Source organism: Oceanibium sediminis (assembly GCF_003265325.1).
In the GTDB taxonomy this organism is placed as follows: domain Bacteria; phylum Pseudomonadota; class Alphaproteobacteria; order Rhodobacterales; family Rhodobacteraceae; genus Halovulum; species Halovulum sediminis.
On the sequence record NZ_QGNX01000004.1, the window covers coordinates 444,471 to 463,529 of the forward strand.

Consider the following 19,059-nt stretch of genomic DNA (forward strand, 5'->3'; position numbering starts at 1 on the left):
GCGGCAATCCCTGCGGGATCGCGCATGGGCCCGGGATGGCACGCCCGGGCCGCGACAGTTTCCAGCGAATTGCCCACATATACTCATTCCAAACTCACAACTTTCCGGCGCCCAGAACACGGTTGAACACGCGCCGCTCAAGATCAACGTAGCGTTCGGGAAGGATCCGGTCGCTGAGCGAATGCACAGTTTTGCGCACATACCGCGCCGCCCCCGCCGGCAGGTGCACGCGTTCTATCGATCCTTCACAAAGCAGGCGCTCTCGATTTGCGAATTCACGCTTGTAGCGCTGCTCACCGCGACCAAGATCCAGTTCCCGTAACCCCGACGCCGCGCCGTGGCGCACGCATTCCAGGAGCAGGATCAACCCCGGAGAGTAGGCCCCCATCTCGGCGTCATAGGTCGGAAACCACCAGTGCCAGGCCGCTTTCGAGCGCATGCCGAAATGGACCGCCACCAGCCGATCCCCCGCCCGCAGCGTCGACAGCACCCCCGAAAACGCGGGCCCTTCGCTGGCGCGCACCCCTTCGGCGATAGCCTTCACCCATGGGACATCAAGGACGAGCCCGCTGCGCTGCTGCGCGAGCGAGGCGCGCTTCCATGTCAGCAACGCCTCCCACGCGGCGGGGGATGGATCGTTCGCAACGAAGCTCAGTTCGCCGATTTCCCGCGCCATTTTCCGCGCCCGGCGCTCGACCGTCAGGATCGCCTTCGTCTCGGCCCGCCGGGCGGCGCGCCATTGTTCAAACCCGTCTTGAAGGTCCGCCAGCGGCGAGGAGGTGAACCGAAAAGCGCTTTCGGCAAAGACCGATTGCGAGCGCAGCGCATGATTGAAATCGAACGCCGACACCCCCGCGCCCTGTAAAAGCGCTGTCGCGGTGATGACCCCCGGATCCCCGACGATCCCGTGATAGTCCGAAATCTGGCCAGCCAAGGGCGCCGCCCCGCCGCCGCGCTTCCCGTGGAAGGCGAAGAACCCGCACGGTGCGCCCGCGTCCTCGATCACCGCGACCCTCAGGTCCGGGCGGGCGCGGCCGACGATGCGGCAGAACTCGACCGAGAAGAACGGGCTGGCCAGGTCCTCCGACGCGTCCTGAAACCCGCGCCAGCGCGCGGCCAGATCGTCGCTCAGCTCCTCCACGCGCAGGACGTCAACCTTCATGCCCCATCCTTCCGGGTTGGTTTTGGGCCGCTTATGTGTCGAACCAAGGTCACGGCGTCGGAAGCTCCAGGATACGGGCGCGCAGCATGAGCGCGATGGTCACGGCCCAAAGCGCGGCCAGCCCGCCGATCATGGCGGTAAGACCGCCGGGCGTGGTGATCGGCGTCAACAGCTGCGCGGACCCGAGGATCGCGCCCGCGCAGATCAACGTGACGACCGCCCCGGGGCCGAAGGCCGGCAACGCCTTGCGCAGGGGTGTGCCAAGGGTCGACGTCATCGCCCAGAGCGACACCCCAGCCATGACCAGGTTGACCACGATATGAGCACTAGCGACCGCGCTTGCCCCATGGGGGCCGGCGATCAGCAGAAGCACCAGCAGCAGCGCCGCGCTCACGCCCTGCACCTTGACCTGCAACGCCCCCCGCCCGAGCGAGATCAGCGTCGGCGCAAGCAGTTGCTGGAACATGCCCAGCGCCTTCGCCCCCGCCAGCAGCGAGATGACGGGCGCCGCCGCGCGCCATTTCTCGCCGAACAGCACATCCGTAAGCTGCGGCGCCAGCAGCATGACCGAAACAAGGACCGGCCAGGTCAGCGCCGCCGAGAACGCCGCGTGATGCCCCCAGGCGTGCCGCAGCGCGTTCAGCTCCCCGCCCCGCTCCAGGCGCGAGAATTTCGCCCAGTTCAGCATCTGAAGCGGCTGGCTGACGATATCGGATGCCGTCGTCGCGATCCGCGAGCCGCCGCGATAGGCCCCCACCGCGGCGGGACTGAGGAACAGCCCCAGGATGATGTCGCTGCCGTAGTTCGCGAACATCCCGACCCCGGCAGAGGCCCAGAGCGGCAGGGCCGTTCGGAACGCGCGCACCGATGCCGCCGCGCCGAAACGCAGGCGCGGCCGCCTGCGCACCATCGCCGTCGTCAGGCTCAGGCCGCTCAGCGTTGCCGCGAGCCGGCCCAGCACCAGCCCCATGAGCCCGAAACCGGCGTTCAGCGTCAGAACCACGACCACGATGCCCACGACCTCGCTGACCGCGTGGTGGATACTGGCGGACCTGGCCTTCCCGGCGGCCAGAAGCTGCGCCTCGTTCCATGCGACCAGCACCACCACGGTGGGGATCACCGAAAGCGCCCTCATCGCCCCGGACAACGCGGGTGAGACGAACCCGCTGATGATCAGCATGGTGGCCGTGCCGCATGCCCCCACCGCGAACATCAGCCAGAACATCGTGTCGACCTCGTCATCCAGGTCGCGGCTGCGCAGGATGGACTGGTAGAACCCGGTGAAGATGAAGGACACCGCGATCACGGTGGCGGCCCAGGCAAGCGAGTAGATCCCGAACTCGGTCAGGTCCAGGTAGCGCGACGCAAAGACGACAAGGGAAAAGCCGATGACCTGGCTGGTAAGCCTGCTGCCGACCCCGACAACCAGCGCCGAGAACAGCTTTTCGACCAGCGGGGCCCTGCCGCGCCCGGCGGGGCCTTGCGTTGGGTCGTTTTCCGCGCCGGAAACCACCCCCTAGCCGCCCGTGGGCAGGCGGACCCGATCAGCGAGGGTGCGCGCGCACACCACTACGAAGCTGTGACGTTGCGGCCCGACTTCCGGAAGATCAAACATACGCTCTCCTGGCCGGATCGACACCGGCCGATTACAAACACCCGTGGCCCATTTCTGCGTCGCGAAACTCTATCCGGCACGCGACTCGCCAGTCGACTGCGCATTTCTGATGATGGTGCGGAATATCTCAAATTTCAATTTGAATTCATGCCGCGAATACATATCAACAAACGCATATTTCAAAACGACGGTTCGTCACTTGGAATATTCCGAATCTGTTCACATCGCGAGATCCAAGCAATAGGATGCCAGGCCGAGGGTTTTGGGATCTCGTTACTGCGGCTGTGAATAGGCTGGACCTGGATCATGAAAGCGACGCCAACGGATACCGACATGGAAACGGGGCACGCCGCGCCGACCGCCGCCATACCGGGGCGCGTCCTTGTCGGCATCGCCACCACCGGGCGCCCGGACATCGCCGCGCGCACGGTCGCGCGCCTGGCACGCCAGACCCGAAGGCCGGAGCGCATCGTCGTCAGCGTGCCCAACGCGGCTGATTTCGACGCCAGCCGCGTTGACGGGCGCATCCCGGTCGAGGTGGTGCTCAGCGAAAAAGGGCTGACACGGCAGCGCAACGCGATCCTCGACATGGCGGAGCGGGGCGACCTGCTGCTTTTCCTCGACGATGATTTCCTCCTCGACGACCACTACCTGGAAGAGGTGGCGGCGCTGTTCGCCGCCCACCCCGACGTGGTCATGGCGACCGGCCTGCTGGAAGCCGACGGGATCCGCGGCCCCGGTATTTCCTTCGAGGATGCCGAGGCGATGATCGCGACCCTGCCCCCACCACCCGCCGAGCAGCTATCGACCGCCTACAGCGGCTACGGCTGCAACATGGTCTTTCGCGTCGCCACCGCTGTCGAGAACGGCCTCCGCTTTGACGAGAAGCTGCCCCTCTACGGCTGGTTGGAGGACGTCGATTTCAGCCGCCGGATCCTGGCCCACGGGCGGGTGGTGAAATCGAACCGGCTGCGCGGCGTGCACATGGGCATCAAAAGCGGGCGGCAGCGCGGCATAAAGCTCGGCTATTCGCAGATCGCCAACCCGATATACCTGCGGCGCGGCGGGGTCATCAGCAACAGGACTGTGCGGATCATGGTCCGGCGCAACCTTTCCGCCAACCTGCTGCGATCCCTTGCGCCCGAACCCTGGAGCGACCGGCGCGGGCGGCTGCGCGGCAACCTGCTCGCGATCTGGGACCTGATGCGCGGCAGGCTCGACCCCGGTAGGATCCTCGAGCTGGATTGAGCGTTGCCCTGATCCGCCCGATGCTGTCGCGCCGGGCGGGTCGTCACTTCAACATGCGGTCCAGCTGGTCCCGCTCCCACCCCAGTGCGGACAGGGTGGAATGTGCGGCGGCCCGGATCAGGTTCGGCGGCCACTTCATCGCCTCGAAGAACAGGTTGTCCCAATCGACCGGCTCATCCTCTCCGTCGGCGGCGAGCAGGACGACATCCCCGACGCCCGCCCAGTGAAAGCTGGCCCGGGCGCGGGGAATGTGGAAGCGATCGGTGATGACGACGATATGCGAGTCCTTCAGATTCCCCAGCAGGTCGGCGGCGAAAAGCGCGTTCTGCAAGGTCGAATAGGAGCGCCGCTCGACGATGATATGCTCGGGACTGACGCCAAGCTCCTCAGCCATGCCCGCCATGGCCGGCCCACGGGAGTCACAGCACCCGGTGGTCACGAACTTCGGCACGTCGCCCTCCTGCAGCAGCTCTTCGTGGAACTGGGCGGCAAACTCGGTGCGGATCGCGGTGCGATAGATCCGCTGCTCGTCCAGCGGCCCGGCGGACAGCACGACAAGGGCGGCGACGGGGCGGCGGATCGGTTCCTGACGGTAGGTTTCCACGTAGATCCGAAGCCCCGCCACCAGCAGGACATAGACCACGATACCAGCCACCAGCAGGAAACGGACGATGGACAGGCATTTGCGCAGAAAGGGCAATGTACGATCCTTGGCTTGCCGAGAAGGCGGCATCCTCTTGGCGTACTATGCACAGATGGGAAAATCTCTGGCAACGGTGGGTTGCCAGCGCCGCTGGGGGACGGCGCGGGCCAGGCACCGCCTTTACAGGCTATCCAGGAAGGCCCCCAGGTTTTCGGATGCGAAGTCGAGGATCGCTTCGTCCGTGAAAACGCCGTCCTCCACCTTCGCGTTGGCCATCGGGATCACCACTTCCTTGCAGGTGAAGACCTCCGCCAGCATGCCGTTCAGAACGTATTTCAGATCCGCCTGCGCCCTGACGCCGCCCAGCGCCCCGCCCGAGGTTGTTATGACAAAGCACTTCTTGCCCTTGAAAACCGACTGGTAGGCGGGCCGCGACGCCCAGTCGATGGCGTTCTTCAACACGCCGGGGATGCTGTAGTTGTATTCCGGCGTCACGAAGACCAGCCCGTCCGCCGCCGCGACCTGTGCGATCCAGTCGCGGACCGCCGCGTCGTTTTCCAGGTCGGCATTGTAGTGGGGCAATCCCCCGATATCGCCGAAAGCGCATTCCGCGCGAGCGCTCAGGCGGTCGGCCAGGGCCCGGGCGGCCGCGCGCGAGGAGGACGCGCGCCGCAGGCTGCCGGGAACAAATAACAGTTTGGTCATGGGAGTTCTCTTGCTCGGTTCACAGACGCGGCAGCCACGTCGCGATGGAAGGGACGGCGATGATCAGCGCCAGGGTCACCAGCATGGCGACGACGAAAGGAAGGGCCCCGACGAAGATGTCCCCCACCCGCAGATCGGGGTCGTCCATCGCGGACTTGATCGTATAGACCGACAGCCCGAAGGGCGGGGTCAGCAGGCCGATCTCGACCGACACGACGGTCAGCACGCCGAACCAGATCAGGTCGAACCCGGCGGCCTCGGCCACGGGCAAGGCGATGGGCAGCATGATCAGCATGATCGAGATCGAGTCGATCAGGCAGCCCAGCGCGATGATGATCAGCAGGTACAACACGAGGAAGCCCATGGGGCCGACGGGGCCGGACAGGAAGAATTCCGCCAGTTCGCGCGGCACCCCTGAAAGTGCGAGCATCCGGCTGAAGAACGTCGCCGCCATGATCAGGATCAGCACCGACACGGTGATCTGCCCGGTCTCCACCAGCAGCCGCCACAGCACACCGCTGCCAAGCGACTTGCGCAGCAGCGCGATCACCAGCGCGCCGAAGGCCCCCGCCGCGCCCGCCTCGGTCGGATTGAAGAACCCACCGTAGAGCCCGCCCAGCACCAGCGTCATCAGCGAAAGGATCGGGATGGACTTGTGCAGGACCGCCCCGAGCGAGATGTGCTCGTAAGTGGCGGTATCGCCCGCCTCGTCGAAGACGAAGCCGCGCCGGGTCCTGGCCAGCAGGATGATCGTGGCCGAGAACATCAGCGCCAGCACCAGCCCCGGGCCGATCCCGGCCAGGAACATGCGGCCCACCGATTCCTCGGCCAGCACGGCGTAGACGATCATCAGAAGCGACGGCGGGATCATCATGCCAAGGACCGAGGATCCCGCCACAACGCCCGCGGCGAATTGCTTCCTGTAGCCATGGCGCGTCATCTCGGGCACGGCGACGCGGCTGAAGACGGTGGCCGACGCGATGGAAATACCGGTGATCGAGGCAAAGACCGCATTCGCAAAGACCGTGGCGATGCCAAGCCCCGCGGTCACCCGTTTCAACAGACGCTCGAAGACATCGAAGGTATCCTTGCCCACCCCCGAGACGGTCACGAGCAGCCCCATCAGGACGAACAGCGGCACGACCGCGAAAAGGTATTCGCGCAAGGAATCGTTGGCCACGGCGCCGATCATGCGGGTCGCCACCCCCTCGCTGCGGATCATCGCAACCCCGGTGAACGAGACGAGCAGCATGCCCACCCCGATCGGCATCCCGATATAGATGAGCAGGATCAGGGCGATGATGCCGTAGGTGCCGATCTCGACAGGGCTCATTGGGGGTCAACTCCCGTCTTGGGGTTTCGCAGGTTCTCGAGCGCGCGCAGGATGCATTCGACGGCCGCCACCGCGACCCCTAGGAGGATCAGCACGCGGAACGGCCACGTCGGCAGGGTGGCGATTCCGGTGACGCCGATGAACTCGCCTGAGCTGAAGTCCTTCTCCAGGATGCGGATCGAGGACCAGGCGATCAGCCCGAGCATGACCGCCCCGACCAGGTCGAAGAGCGCGGCGATCCCCGCGCCAAGGCGCGGATACCCTTGCCTGATCAGCGGCAGGAAGATGTCGGTGCGCGCCAGCCGGTCGGCGCGGATCGTGGTGGCCAGTTGCAGGTAGACGATCATCACGAGGACCAGCGCCCCCAGTTCCGAGACCAGCGGCAGGGACGCGCCCAGCAGGTTCCGGAACACGATGTCCGCGCAGATGATCACCATCAGCGCGCCGATCATCAGCGTGCCGACAACGGCGAGGCTTTCGACCACCAGCGCCCAGACGCGGCCGGGCCCCCGGCGTGGATGCCCGCGCGGCGCGCGGGCATCGGGTGTGTTGGTTTCGGGTTTCACGGGACCGGCGCGTTACTTGTCCCAGTCGCGCGCGGGCGTTTCGCCGGCATCGCGCAGGGCTTGCATGTACTCGCCAAGGAATTCCGTGCCCGGCGCGCCCAGGGCATCGACGGAGGCCGCCCACTCGCCGGCCAGGTCGGGAAGCATGTCGACCCAGGCCTGGCGCTCGGACGCGGGCATCGGCACGATGGTCACCGGCGGGTCCTGCTCGGCGCCGTTCTGCACCATCAGGTTCAGCATCAGCTCATGCCGGTCGACCATGTCCTGGCCGTGGGACTCGGTGTAGTATTTGCCGGCCGCGATCATCGCGGCCTGGACCTCCTCGGGCAGCGTGTCCCAGGTGTCGGCGTTGATCGCGATGGCGCCTGAAAACGCGGCGCCCGCGTCGAAGCGGTTGATATAGGGGGCCACCTCGTAAAGCTTGATCGGCATCGCGCCGAGGGCGAGCGTCAGCGCGCCGTCGGACACCCCCGTCTGCACATCGGTGTAGAAGGTGGTCAGCGCCCCATCAACCGCATTCGCCCCGGTGCCGCGCAGCCAGTTGCCCAGCACGCCGGGGGCCGACAGCTTCATGCCGTCGATATCGGCGATGCCGGTCAGCGGCTCCTTGGTGTAGATGTCGTAGAGGTCGGTGGCGGTCAGCCCCAGCACCTTGAGGTTGTGATCCTCCCATTCGGCGCGGAAGGCGTCGTTGCTTTCCAGCAGCTGTTCCATCACGTCCAGCAGGACCGGCGGGTTCGCGGTGGCGAAGGGCGTGTTGGTGGACACCTGGCTCAGCGGCAGTTGCGCCGGCTCCAGGAAGGAGAAGACCCAACCGACATCGGTGATGCCTTCCTCGACCGAACTCAACGTGGCGTTGGCCTTGTAGAGCGTGCCGCCGAAAGCCTCGTTCCATTCGATCTTGTAGTCGCCGCTCTCGGCCAGGATCTCATCGGTGCGCGCCATGAAATGGGTCTGGATCATGCCCACCCACGGCACCACCGTCGGGTGGCTCGATGCCACCGTCAGGCTGATGGTTTCCTGTGCGCAGACCGCCGCGGGAAATGCGATGGCCGCCGTCAGGGTTCCGAGTATCATTTTCATTGTCATTCCTCCCTTGATGTTCAGTTGATCGTGAACGTTTGTGTCGAGTAATCGAGGCGGACGGTCAGCGACCCCTCGTTGATCATCCAGGGTCGAACCGTGAAGCTGCGCGCGCCGGCCTTGTGCATGGGGTCCCGCTCTGCGATGGCCACCGCCTCGGCGCGTGAGCCGGCGCGCACCACGACGATGCCCTCGCCTTCCCAGGCCTGTTCGTCGTCCGTCCAGAGCGGGCCCGCGGCATACATGATGCCGTCCCTTTCCAGCTGCACCTGGAAGGCCAGGTGGTCTTCCAGGTTGGCGAGAACCGCGCCGATCCCGTGGGTCGGAGTCGTGAAGATCGCGTAGAGTTGCAGTTGCAACATCGCGCTGCTAGCCTCTTTTACCGCGGCGGCGGGGATCGATACCGGGTTGTCGTTGTCGCTCACTCTCGTTCCTCCCTCAGGTGATGCGCGGGGCTCAGCCGGCCTTGCGCGTCTTGCGCAGCTCGGCGCGGATGGCTTCGCCGTGCTCGTCCAGTGTCGGCGGAGGTAGCACGTCGAGTTCCGGCTCATCGTCGAAGCTGTAGGGCGGGCGCACGGTGGTGAAGGTGCCCATCTCGGCATGTTCGGCGCTGACCGCTATGCGCAGATGGCGCGCCTGCGGATCGTCCAGCGCCTCATCGGAATCGTAGGCGGCCGAGTGGGGCACCTCGGCGGCGGCCAGCCGGTCGCACCAGGTATCGCGGGTTTCGGACTTGAAGATCGGGGTGAAGATCTCGATCAGGTCGTCCTGGTGCTTGATCCGCTCCATGCGTTCGGCAAAGCGCGGATCGTCGTTCAGCGCCTCCATCCCGGTGGCCGCAAGCATCCCTTCCCAGAACTTCGTGGGCGAAGACATGTGGATCGCCACCCATTTGCCGTCGCTGCATTCGAAAGTGTAGCTCTGCGAAACCACGGGGCGCGAAAGCGGGCCCATCACCTCACCCACGGAGTAGTAGTGGGTAAAGCTGTCGAGGTTGAAATGCGCCATCGCCTCCAGCATCGAGATGTCGAGCCGCCGCCCCTTGCCGGTGCCCGCCCGTTCCAGAAGCGCGGCCATGATCCCCATGGCGGCATACTGGCCGGTGACCGCATCCGCTATTGCCGGGCCGATCACGCGCGGATTGGTCGGCGGGGTCAGCAGGCGCAGGTAACCGCTGGCGGCCTGCGCCACGGTATCATAGGCGGGGCGGTCCCGGTACGGGCCTGATTTGCCGAAGCCCGAGATCGCGCAATAGATCAGCGAGGGGTTGATCTTGCGCAGGTCATCCTCGCCCGCGCCCAGCTTCTCGGCCACGCCGGGGCGGAAGTTCTGGATAAACACGTCGGCGCTCGCGACAAGGTCGTGCAGCACCGCCAGGTCCTCGGGGTTTTTCGTGTCCAGCGCGATGGAGCGCTTGTTGCGGTTGTAGGTTTGGTAATGCGGGGAATAGAGCCCGCCCTTGAACGCGCGGAACGGATCGCCCGTGCCGGGACGCTCGACCTTGATCACATCCCCGCCGAGGTCGGCCAGGTGCATGCCCGCCGCCGGACCAGTGATGTAGGTGCCCAGTTCGATGACGCGGATATCCTTGAGAATCTTGACCATGCCCCTGCCCTATGCTGTCTGCTGCCCGGCACGGCCCGAGGGCGCGCCGTCATATGTGATCGCCTGGTCTGCCTTGTGCGACAGGATGAACCCGATGGAGCGCAGCGATTCCTCGTAGAGATGCGCCGCCAGTCCCGCGGTGCGCGCCAGCAGCGGAATCGCCTTGAGCGCCTCCAGCGGCCAGCCCGCGTCCAGGATCGTCGCCGGTATCGCGCCCGAGACATTGATCGGCAGCGGGCGCTCGATGATCCCGGGGGCGTGTTTGCCCAGCAGGCGCAACGTCTCCATGTAGCGACCGGCGATGCCGAGTTCGTCAGCGATTGCCATCAGCTTGTCGGCGCGCGGATCGCCCCCACTGTGCTGCGGATGGCCGAGGCCGGGCACCTTCTTGCGCTGCGCCTTCAGCTCCTTGAGGCTTTCGATCGCCGCCGCTTCCAGGTCGGTCCCGTCGGTTTCGGCGCGGGCGATGACATCGGCCAGGTAACGCCCGGACACTTCCGTGCTTCCCGCCACCACCGATCCCATGCCGAGCAGGCCTGCCGCCATCGCGCCCTGCCAAGCCTCGGGGCCGGCGGCCAGCGTCATCCGGGCGGCCTGCACGCTGGGCACCAGCCCGTGTTCCGCGATGGAGACAAGGCAGGCGTCCAGCATCTTACGCTGCGCCGCCGAGGGACGCTCACCGATGACCAGCAGCCAGAAATAGTCGCTGAAGTCGATCTGGCCGATCAGGTCGCCGCACAAATCGTGGCCGCGCACGGTGATGGAATCAGCATCCGACGTCGCAATCGCAGTATAGGCCTGATCCTGCTTGCCAATTCGCATATCGCATCCTTTTTTCGCCTACCGAAAACTATTTCTCTTGCCGAAAGAATTGACGCGAATTATGCTTTCGTCAAGCTCCAATCTGCGACGCCGTTCCTTCGGCCCGCAGCAAGACACCGCATAAGGAGGCGCGAATGGCGCAAGAAACAGCACGGGTTCCACATGCTTGAGCGTGATCCGACAGATGGCCGGGACCGGGCCGAAAAGCCCTCCGCGCCCGCCGCCACGGACACCCCGGCGCGGCCCGCGGAATTCGTCGAGGCATTGGCCAAGGGAATTGCCATCCTTGAATGTTTCGACGCGGCCAGCCCGGAAATGACCCTCAGCGAAATCGCCCGCAAGGTCGGGCTCAGCCCCGCCGCCGCGCGGCGCAGCCTGATCACGCTGACGACGCTGGGCTACATCGGCCAGAACAACAAGCGCTTCCACCTGCGGCCCAAGATCATGACGCTGGGCTCGACCTTCTATTTCTCGGCGCGCATCGATGAGGTGCTGCAACCCTACCTGCGGGATCTCGTCGCGAAATTCGGCGACGCGTCCTCTGTCGGTACGCTGGACGGGACCGACGTCATCTACATCGCGCACAACTCCGTCCAGCGCGCGCGCCGCGCCGCCGCGACCGTGGGCGCAAGATACCCCGCCTACGCCACCTCGCTCGGGCGGGTGCTGCTGGCGGGGCTGTCCCCGGCCCAGTTGGACAAGTACTTCGACCAGCTCGTGATGGAGCCGCTGACGTCCAAGACCATCACCGATCCCGACGCCCTCAGGGCGGAGATCGATGCGGTGCGGGACGCGCATTACTCCACCACCGTCGATCAGCTGGATTACGGGATCACCGCGCTCGCCGTGCCGATCCTGTCGGTCGAGGGGCGCACGATCGCCGCGCTGAACACCTCGGGTTACAGCGGCATGATCGACGCGGACTACCTGGTCCGCGAACGCCTGCCCGAAATGCGGATCACCGCGTCGAGCATCGCACAGGCACTGACCCGTTACCCCGCGCTGGCCTCGGTCATCGGCCAGTAACCAACGACAACCCCAGGAGGAAAACCCAGACATGTGTAGACTTTGCGATCCCAGGAAGCCGCAGCAGCCCTGCCCGACCCGTCGGGATTTCCTGAAAGCCGGGACCGTCGCGGGAACGGCGGGCACCATGGGGCTGACCCTAGCCGGCACCGCCCACGCGCAGGACGCAGCCGCCGCCTCGCTTCCCGAGGGGCTGGGCACCGACGGGCGGCGGGTGCTGATCAAGGGCGGCGCGGTCCTGTCCATGGACGATGCCGTGGGGAATTTCGCCACCGGCGACGTGCTGATCGACGGCAAGCGGATCGTCGCTGTCGGGGCCAGCCTGGACGCGCCCGATGCCGCCGTGATCGACGCGAAGGGCAAGATCGTGATGCCGGGCTTCGTGGACACCCATCACCACCAGTTCGAAACCGCACTGCGCAGCCAGCTTGCCGATGGCATCCTGATCAACGATGGCCGGCCGGCCAATGCCTCGAACTACTACGAGACGATCCTGCAGGGCTTCTCGATGGTGTACCGCCCCGAGGACGTCTACATCAACGAGCTGTTCGGCGGGATCGCCCAGCTTGACGCGGGTGTCACCACGGTCATGGACGTCAGCCAGATCCACCACTCGCCCGAGCATTCCGACGCCGCCATCGAAGGGCTGCGCGACGCCGGGCGGCGCGGGGTCTTCGGCTATTTCGAAGGCTGGGGAGAGCGGGCGAAATACCCAACCGACGCCGCGCGCATCAAGGCGCAGTACTTCTCGTCCGACGACCAGCTGACCACCATGGTCATGGGGGGCGAGATCTACCTGCCCGGCCATGAGGACGCCTGGAAGACCGGGCGCGACCTGGGCCTGCCCATCGCGCTGCACGTGGTGGGCACGTTCGGCATGCAGCCCACCTTCGACGAACTGGGTGCGGCGGGCGCGTTCGGCGAGGACAACATCTTCATCCACATGACCGGCATGTCCGAGGATGGCTGGAAATACGCCCGTGACGCGGGCGCGCACCTTTCGCTTTCGGTCCCGATCGAAATGCAGATGCGCCACGGCACCCCGCCGATCCAGAAGGCGCTGGACATGGGCATCTCGACCTCGCTGTCCACGGACGTGGAATGCACGATGACGGCGGATTTCTTCACCCAGATGCGCGCCATGATGACCCTGCAGCGCATGTTCGCCAACGAAAAGGCGCTTGCGGGCCAGGACTATCCCGAGCTGATGCGCAGCATCGAAGCGATCCGCCACGCCACCATGGGCGGGGCCGAGGGGCTGAAGCTGGAGCGCAAGATCGGCTCCCTGACCCCCGGCAAGGAGGCAGACATCATCCTGCTGGATGCAGAGGCGATCAACGTCGCCCCGCTGAACAACGTTCCCGGCGCCGTCGTGACGCTGATGGAGCGCAGCAACGTCGATACGGTCATGGTCGCCGGACAGGTGAAGAAATGGAAGGGCCAGATGCTCGGCTTCGACATCGAGCGCCTGCGCAGCGAGCTGGAGGCAAGCCGCGACTACCTGTTCGACGCCGCGAACATCGAGCGCGACCTCTTCGCCTAGGCACCGATACCGACGGCCCCGCCCCGCCGGGGCCGCCCCCAACAAGAAGGAGTGAGACCTTGGCCCAGTTAGTTGCCACCCTAGCCTCGACCCACCATCCGTTCTACCTCAAGGCCACGACGATGCCGCGCGAGCAGCAGATGCCCCAGGCACCCGAGTGGAAACGCAAGATCGAGGCGTACCGCGAGACGCTGACACGCACCAAACCCGATATCCTGGTGATGATCGGCTCCGACCATTTCCACCAGATCTTCCTGGACAACTGCCCGCAGTTCCTGATCGGCAAGGCGCCGCGCTATGACGCGACCTTCTACAACGAAGAGCGCGAGTTCGGCATTCCGAAATACGTTCTGGAAGGCGACGAGGCGATGTCGGGCTTCATGCACCAGCACCTGATGGACCAGGATTTCGATTTCGCCTTCTCGAACGAGCTGAAGATCGATCATTCGATCATCTGCCCGATCATCACCGTGCGGCCCGACGCCGACCTGCCGGTGGTGCCGATCTATACCAATATCTTCGCACCGCCCCTGCCCTCGCCCCGGCGGTTCTACAACCTGGGCCGCGCGATCCGCAAAGCGATCGACGCCTATCCCTCGGACAAGCGCATCGCCGCCATCGGCACCGGCCACCTGTCGCTGGAACTGGGCGGGCCGCGCCAGTTCATGGAAACCGGGCCAGACCCGGAGTTCGACCGCCAGGCCATCGAGTGGCTGCGCAGCGGCGATATCGAGGCGATCCTCGCCAATGTCGATCACGAGAGCATGGCAAAAAGCGGCAACGCCACACACGGCTTCCTGAACTTCATCCTGATGCTGGGCGTGGCCGGGCCGGAAGCCGCGGACTACGTCGACAACCTCGACCTGTTCCACACGATGGAGGCCTATTTCACCTGGTACGCCAAGGAGGACGCCGCATGAGCAAGTACTACGTCAACAAGTTCCTCTTCACGGTGGACCGCGATCCCGAATACCTGAAGCGTTACACCGAGGACCCGCGCAACTTCGTCGCGACCTGGGAGCAATCCATCGGCCCCCGGCTGAACGACGCGGAAATGTCCACCGTCCACAGCTTCACCGAGGCGGAGCGCGAGGCGCTGATCAACCACGACTACGTCGCCCTGTTCGAGATGGGGGCGCATTTCTTCCTGAACCTGACGATCTTCATCGGGATCTATGACGCGCCCTACATGGAAAAGCACGGGCCCCTCGCCTTTCAGAAGGAATTCGCCGCCAAGTTGCAGCACTGGGCGGGCAAGGAGTATCCCTCCGTCGCGACGTGACCGGGGGCCTTCGGCGCGGCCCCCGCCGATCAGCGTAAGGCCCGCGCGTGGGGCCGCCCCAGATGAGAGGTAGCCCTTCGCGCGGCCGCACGCCTCATTCGGCCAGGTCGCGCATCACGCGGATCAGGTCGGACTTGCCCTCGAACCCGATGCCGGGCAGCTCGGGCATGACGATGTGGCCGTCTTCTACCGCTACCCCGTCCGGAAAGCCCCCATAGGGCTGGAACAGGTCCGGGTAGCTTTCGTTGCCACCCAGCCCCAGGCCCGCCGCGATGTTGAGCGACATCTGGTGCCCCCCATGGGGAATGCAGCGCGCGGGCGACCACCCATGCTGCTCAAGAACGTCCAGCGTGCGAAGGTATTCGACGAGTCCATAGGACAAAGCGCAATCGAACTGCAGCCAGTCGCGATCCGGGCGCATCCCACCATAGCGGATCAGGTTGCGGGCATCCTGGTGCGAGAACAGGTTCTCCCCCGTCGCCATGGGCCCGGGATAGAACTCCGCCATCGCCGCCTGAAGCTGGTAGTCCAGCGGGTCGCCGATTTCCTCGTACCAGAACAGCGGATAGGCCCGCAGCATCTTGGCGTAGGCGATCGCCGTCTCAAGGTCGAACCGTCCGTTGGCATCGACGGCGAGCTGCGCCTCGCTGCCGATTTCCTGCAGGACCGCTTCGATCCGGCGCTGATCCTCGTCCAGCGAGGCGCCGCCGATCTTCATCTTCACGACGGTATAGCCGCGATCCACGTAGCTGCGCATTTCCTTGCGCAGCGCCCCGTCATCCTTGCCGGGATAGTAGTACCCCCCCGCCGCGTAGACGAAGACACGGGGGTTCGCCTTCACCCCCTTCGTTTCGGCCAGCAACCTGAACAGCGGCTGCCCCGCGATCTTGGCGATGGCATCCCAGACCGCCATGTCGATGGTGCCGACAGCGACCGAGCGTTCCCCGTGTCCGCCGGGTTTCTCGTTCTGCATCATCGCGGCCCAGATCTTGTTACCGTCGAGGTTCGTGGCATCGTCGTTCAGCAAGGACACCGGGTCCGCTTGCAGGATGCGATCCCGGAACCGCTCGCGGATCAGACCGCCCTGGCCGTAGCGGCCGTTCGAATTGAACCCGTAGCCGACGACCCGTTTGCCGTCGCGCATGACGTCGGTCACAACCGCGACAAGGCTTGCCGTCATCTTGCTGAAATCGATGTAGGCATTTCGGATCGGCGAGGATATCGGCTTGGTGATCTCGCGGATTTCCAGAATGCGCATGGCACGTCCTTTCGTTGGCAGTTGAATACGCCGCAGGCTGGCAGGTCCGGCACGGGCTTGCCACTGCCGGAACCATCACCATAGGACTGTCCTGTCGGCAACGCAGCAACTGGTTTTCCCTCGCCGCGCGCCGCCGCCGCTCAGGCCGGATCGCCCGCCAGGGCGCCGGCCACGAAATTTCCGCGATACATCACGTCAAGGCACATCGCCCCGCTGGCGATCAGCGCCGCCGGGTCCCTTGCCGTGGAAATGACGAAGCTCGCCTCCTGCCCCACGGCAATCGCGCCCGTCCCCTCAAGCCCCATCAGCGCCGCCGGCGCCGGGCCGATCATGCGATAGACGGTGTCCATGGGGTCGCGCAGCAGGTGGGCGGCCAGTGCCGTCCAACGCGCCATCTCCAGCATGTCGCCGCTACCCACCGGCACGAAGGCATCCTGGATATTGTCGGACGCCGTGGCCACGGTCAGCCCCGCCTCGATCATCTCGGCCACCCGGGTCAGCCCGCGCGGCACCAGTTGCCGCTGCGCGCGCCCCTGCAGGAACAGGTTGGCCGCCGGAAGCGTGCAGATCCCGACCCCCGCCGCCGCAGCCGCATCGATCGAGCGGCGCGCATCGTCGTCGGAAACCGCCGAGAGCGAGGAAACATGGCTCGCCACCACCCGCCCTTGCAGGCCGCGCTGCTCCGTCTGCGCCACGAGGTAGTCGAACCAGCGCGCCTCGGGGTCCAGGGACTCGTCGATGTGCAGGTCCACCCGCCGGTCATGCCGTTCCGCCATGTCCAGCAACATGGAGATATACGCCGCCGGGTCGGGCGCCAGGTTCGGCGTCCCCCCGATGGTGTCCGCACCGCCCGCCAGCGCCTGTTCCAGCAGGGCGCGCGCCGCGTCGATATCGCCCTTGGCCGCGCTGGAGGTCATGAAGGCCACCACATCGAGCCGAATCCGATCCGCGTTGCGCGCGCGCAGTTCGACCATCGCCTCGGCGCTGCGCTGCTGCAAATCGTGATCGACATTCGCGTGGGTCCGGATCGCCACAGTGCCATGCGCGATGCAGGCGTCCAGCGTGCTCTGCGCCCGCGCCAGGATATCTTCGGTCGTCAGCCCCCGGGAATAGGCGGCGAAGGCCTTGATCGCGCCCAGAAGCGTCCCGTCCGGGTTGGGCGCATCCGCGATGGTGAAGCTCTTGTCGAGGTGCTGGTGCATGTCGATGAACCCCGGCGTGACAAGCCGCCCGCCAAGGTCGACCACCGCGCAGTCAATGGCGGAAAGACCCGCCTCGACCGCCAGGATCGTTCCCGCCCGCGAGATCAGGATATCGGCCGGGACGGCCTCATGCGCGGACAGGGCGACGCGGCCGTTCTTCAGCAGGCGATGGGGTGTCTGTGCCATTCGACGGAACCTTTCGAGAGTGACGTTTCAGGCCCGGCAGCACCGCCGCGCCCGTCAGGCAACACGGTTGACCAGCGGCTCACCCGCCATCAGGCGGCGCAGGTTCTCCCACTCCAACCGGCGCATCGCCTGGTCGTTCGAGCGTACACCGCCGGCCACATGGGGCGTCAGCACGACATTGGCCATCGGATCCCGCGCCAGGCGCAGTAACGGGTTGTCTCGCGGCACTGGCTCCCAGGTCCAGCCATCGGTGGCCACACCGGCCAGCCGCCCCTGCGCGTAGGCGCGCGCGACGTCAGCCTCGTTGAGGATCGTGCTCGCGCCGGTGGAAACCAGGTACGCGCCCTCTTTCATGCCTGCGATGAAGGCGCTGTCGATGCACTCACCCATACCCGGCCCGTGCGGCAGCAGGCTGACCAGGACGTCCGCGCGCGCCTTGATCGTCTCGAGGTCGCTGAAGGCCACGTTGAACTCCTCCTCGACGGAGGCAGGCAACGGCGTGCGCTTGTTGTAGAGCACCTCGCTATCGCAGGCGCGCAGCCGATGCGCCAGTTCGATCCCGATCTCGCCAAAGCCGAGGATCCCCACCGTCGACCCGGCGAGCGAGCCGATGCCGCGCCGGTCAGTCCAGTTGTAGGCGAAGTAGTTCTCGTCGCATTTTCGCGGCTCCTGGCCCCAGTCACAATCCTCGTGCAGGATCGCAGAAGACTCCCGGAACGTCTTGATAAGGTTGAGGATCTGCATCAAGGCATGTTCAGCCACCATCGAACAGCCCCGCAGCGGAAAGCGGCAGACCGGCACCCCCGCAGCGCGCGCTGCGTCAAGGTCGATGTCATACACCATCCGCCCCAGCCGCTGGATCAGCTTCAGGCGCTTGCCCGCGGCGATCATCTCCGCATCGACCTTGCCGCTGCGTTCGCTGATCAGGACGTCCGCACTGGGCAGATGCGCCAGGATCTCCTCGCGCGACGGCGCTTCCAGCGTGGTGATCGCCAACCCCTCGGGCGCGGCGCTCTTCAGGATCTCCTGGTGGCGCGGCGCGCGGTTGGTGACGATCAGGACAGTGAGTTCCGACATTTCATGCTCCCCCTCAGGCCGCGGCCCCCTCAACAACCAATCGCGGCAACGGCGGCGGCAGCCACCTGCTCATCCTGATCCGGCGCGAGCCCGGAAATTCCGATCGCCCCTGCGACACCACCACCCTGCTGCACAGGCAAACCGCCCCGCAACAAGGTCGCACCGGGCAGCAGCACCATCGCAGGGCGCCCGCCGACGCGATCCTCCAGCGCGCCGGTCGGGGCGCCGAACTGCGCGGCTGTGCGTGCCTTCTCGATGGCGACCTGCGCCGTCGCCGGATGCACGCCGTCCTGGCGCAGGAATCCCAGCAGGTGGCCGCCATTGTCCACCACCGCGACACTGACGCGCCAGTCGTTCTTCCGGGCCTCCTTCGCCGCCGCCTCGATCATGCCAGCCACGTCGGCTTCATCCAAAACAGTGATGGTTTTCATGCCGTTCTCCTCGATTCCTCATCTTCCAGGTCAAGCTTCTGGATCGACCCGGACCGGACCGTCCGCCAGGACGCGGGTGCGATCCAACCCCTTCCAAAGTCCTCAAATATCCCCGCCGGAGGCTCCGACGGGAAAGCCGGGCGGCGCCACCCGGACCGGGGGCGCCCGCCCGATCAATACGCCTTGCCGCGCGCCGACACAGGCCAGACGACCTCCACCTTGCCGCCGCGCACGCCCACGTACCAGTCGTGCACATTCGCCGTCGGATCGCA

The 19,059-nt window shown here is 65.9% G+C and carries 19 protein-coding genes; 5 read left to right on the forward strand and 14 right to left on the reverse strand.

Annotated elements, in window-relative coordinates:
• Nucleotides 1–94 precede the first annotated feature (94 nt).
• Both DJ029_RS13255 and DJ029_RS13260 read right to left on the reverse strand, forming a co-directional pair.
• Nucleotides 95–1,162 (reverse strand): GNAT family N-acetyltransferase, encoded by a 1,068-nt coding sequence (locus tag DJ029_RS13255; protein WP_112322946.1) that lies wholly within the window; start codon nt 1,160–1,162, stop codon nt 95–97.
• Between the two features lie 49 nt (nt 1,163–1,211).
• Nucleotides 1,212–2,675: an oligosaccharide flippase family protein gene (locus tag DJ029_RS13260; protein WP_112322947.1), complete on the reverse strand. Its 1,464-nt coding sequence runs from the start codon at nt 2,673–2,675 to the stop codon at nt 1,212–1,214.
• Between the two features lie 408 nt (nt 2,676–3,083).
• Between DJ029_RS13260 and DJ029_RS13265 the strand changes: the two genes are divergently transcribed.
• On the forward strand, nt 3,084–4,025 hold the full coding sequence (locus tag DJ029_RS13265) for a glycosyltransferase family 2 protein (RefSeq protein ID WP_198671153.1): 942 nt from the start codon (nt 3,084–3,086) through the stop codon (nt 4,023–4,025).
• 43 nt (nt 4,026–4,068) lie between these two features.
• Here the strand turns inward: DJ029_RS13265 and DJ029_RS13270 are convergent, their stop codons facing one another.
• The 8 genes from DJ029_RS13270 to DJ029_RS13305 all read right to left on the reverse strand — a co-directional run bounded on the left by DJ029_RS13270 (nt 4,069) and on the right by DJ029_RS13305 (nt 10,782).
• Complete coding sequence (locus DJ029_RS13270; protein WP_157966377.1) at nt 4,069–4,725, reverse strand: YdcF family protein; 657 nt, start codon at nt 4,723–4,725, stop codon at nt 4,069–4,071.
• A 123-nt stretch (nt 4,726–4,848) separates the two neighbouring features.
• Nucleotides 4,849–5,373, reverse strand: a complete 525-nt coding sequence (locus tag DJ029_RS13275; protein WP_112322950.1) for an NADPH-dependent FMN reductase — start codon at nt 5,371–5,373, stop codon at nt 4,849–4,851.
• 19 nt (nt 5,374–5,392) lie between these two features.
• Nucleotides 5,393–6,706, reverse strand: coding sequence for a TRAP transporter large permease (locus DJ029_RS13280; protein ID WP_112322951.1), 1,314 nt, complete (start codon nt 6,704–6,706; stop codon nt 5,393–5,395).
• Nucleotides 6,703–7,272 carry a TRAP transporter small permease subunit gene (locus tag DJ029_RS13285; RefSeq protein ID WP_232823070.1) on the reverse strand — a complete coding sequence of 190 codons (570 nt, stop codon included), beginning with the start codon at nt 7,270–7,272 and terminating at the stop codon, nt 6,703–6,705. The genes DJ029_RS13280 and DJ029_RS13285 overlap by 4 nt, the downstream gene beginning before the upstream one ends.
• 12 nt (nt 7,273–7,284) lie before the next feature.
• Nucleotides 7,285–8,355 (reverse strand): C4-dicarboxylate TRAP transporter substrate-binding protein, encoded by a 1,071-nt coding sequence (locus tag DJ029_RS13290; RefSeq protein ID WP_112322952.1) that lies wholly within the window; start codon nt 8,353–8,355, stop codon nt 7,285–7,287.
• Between the two features lie 20 nt (nt 8,356–8,375).
• Nucleotides 8,376–8,780, reverse strand: a complete 405-nt coding sequence (locus tag DJ029_RS13295; protein WP_232823071.1) for a YciI family protein — start codon at nt 8,778–8,780, stop codon at nt 8,376–8,378.
• Nucleotides 8,781–8,811: 31 nt separating this feature from the next.
• Nucleotides 8,812–9,960: a CaiB/BaiF CoA transferase family protein gene (locus DJ029_RS13300; protein WP_112322954.1), complete on the reverse strand. Its 1,149-nt coding sequence runs from the start codon at nt 9,958–9,960 to the stop codon at nt 8,812–8,814.
• Nucleotides 9,961–9,969: 9 nt separating this feature from the next.
• The gene (locus tag DJ029_RS13305) at nt 9,970–10,782 is read right to left on the reverse strand and encodes a citryl-CoA lyase (protein WP_112322955.1); all 813 of its coding nucleotides are present in this window, start codon (nt 10,780–10,782) and stop codon (nt 9,970–9,972) included.
• Nucleotides 10,783–10,944: 162 nt separating this feature from the next.
• Between DJ029_RS13305 and DJ029_RS13310 the strand changes: the two genes are divergently transcribed.
• The 4 genes from DJ029_RS13310 to DJ029_RS13325 are packed head-to-tail and all read left to right on the forward strand — an operon-like array spanning nt 10,945 to nt 14,633.
• A complete protein-coding gene (locus DJ029_RS13310) occupies nt 10,945–11,808 on the forward strand; it encodes an IclR family transcriptional regulator domain-containing protein (protein WP_112322956.1) in 864 nt (287 codons plus the stop codon).
• A gap of 31 nt (nt 11,809–11,839) precedes the next feature.
• Nucleotides 11,840–13,351: an amidohydrolase family protein gene (locus DJ029_RS13315; protein WP_112322957.1), complete on the forward strand. Its 1,512-nt coding sequence runs from the start codon at nt 11,840–11,842 to the stop codon at nt 13,349–13,351.
• 59 nt (nt 13,352–13,410) lie between these two features.
• On the forward strand, nt 13,411–14,271 hold the full coding sequence (locus tag DJ029_RS13320) for a DODA-type extradiol aromatic ring-opening family dioxygenase (protein ID WP_112322958.1): 861 nt from the start codon (nt 13,411–13,413) through the stop codon (nt 14,269–14,271).
• Complete coding sequence (locus tag DJ029_RS13325; RefSeq protein ID WP_112322959.1) at nt 14,268–14,633, forward strand: hypothetical protein; 366 nt, start codon at nt 14,268–14,270, stop codon at nt 14,631–14,633. The genes DJ029_RS13320 and DJ029_RS13325 overlap by 4 nt, the downstream gene beginning before the upstream one ends.
• Nucleotides 14,634–14,727: 94 nt before the next feature.
• Here DJ029_RS13325 and DJ029_RS13330 read toward each other — a convergent pair whose 3' ends face one another.
• The 4 genes from DJ029_RS13330 to DJ029_RS13345 form a co-directional block, all read right to left on the reverse strand.
• Nucleotides 14,728–15,891 carry a mandelate racemase/muconate lactonizing enzyme family protein gene (locus DJ029_RS13330; RefSeq protein ID WP_112322960.1) on the reverse strand — a complete coding sequence of 388 codons (1,164 nt, stop codon included), beginning with the start codon at nt 15,889–15,891 and terminating at the stop codon, nt 14,728–14,730.
• Between the two features lie 140 nt (nt 15,892–16,031).
• Nucleotides 16,032–17,279 (reverse strand): amidohydrolase family protein, encoded by a 1,248-nt coding sequence (locus tag DJ029_RS13335; RefSeq protein WP_112322961.1) that lies wholly within the window; start codon nt 17,277–17,279, stop codon nt 16,032–16,034.
• Between the two features lie 54 nt (nt 17,280–17,333).
• On the reverse strand, nt 17,334–18,356 hold the full coding sequence (locus DJ029_RS13340) for an NAD(P)-dependent oxidoreductase (RefSeq protein WP_112322962.1): 1,023 nt from the start codon (nt 18,354–18,356) through the stop codon (nt 17,334–17,336).
• Between the two features lie 29 nt (nt 18,357–18,385).
• Nucleotides 18,386–18,787, reverse strand: a complete 402-nt coding sequence (locus DJ029_RS13345) for a GlcG/HbpS family heme-binding protein (RefSeq protein ID WP_112322963.1) — start codon at nt 18,785–18,787, stop codon at nt 18,386–18,388.
• Nucleotides 18,788–19,059 lie beyond the last annotated feature (272 nt).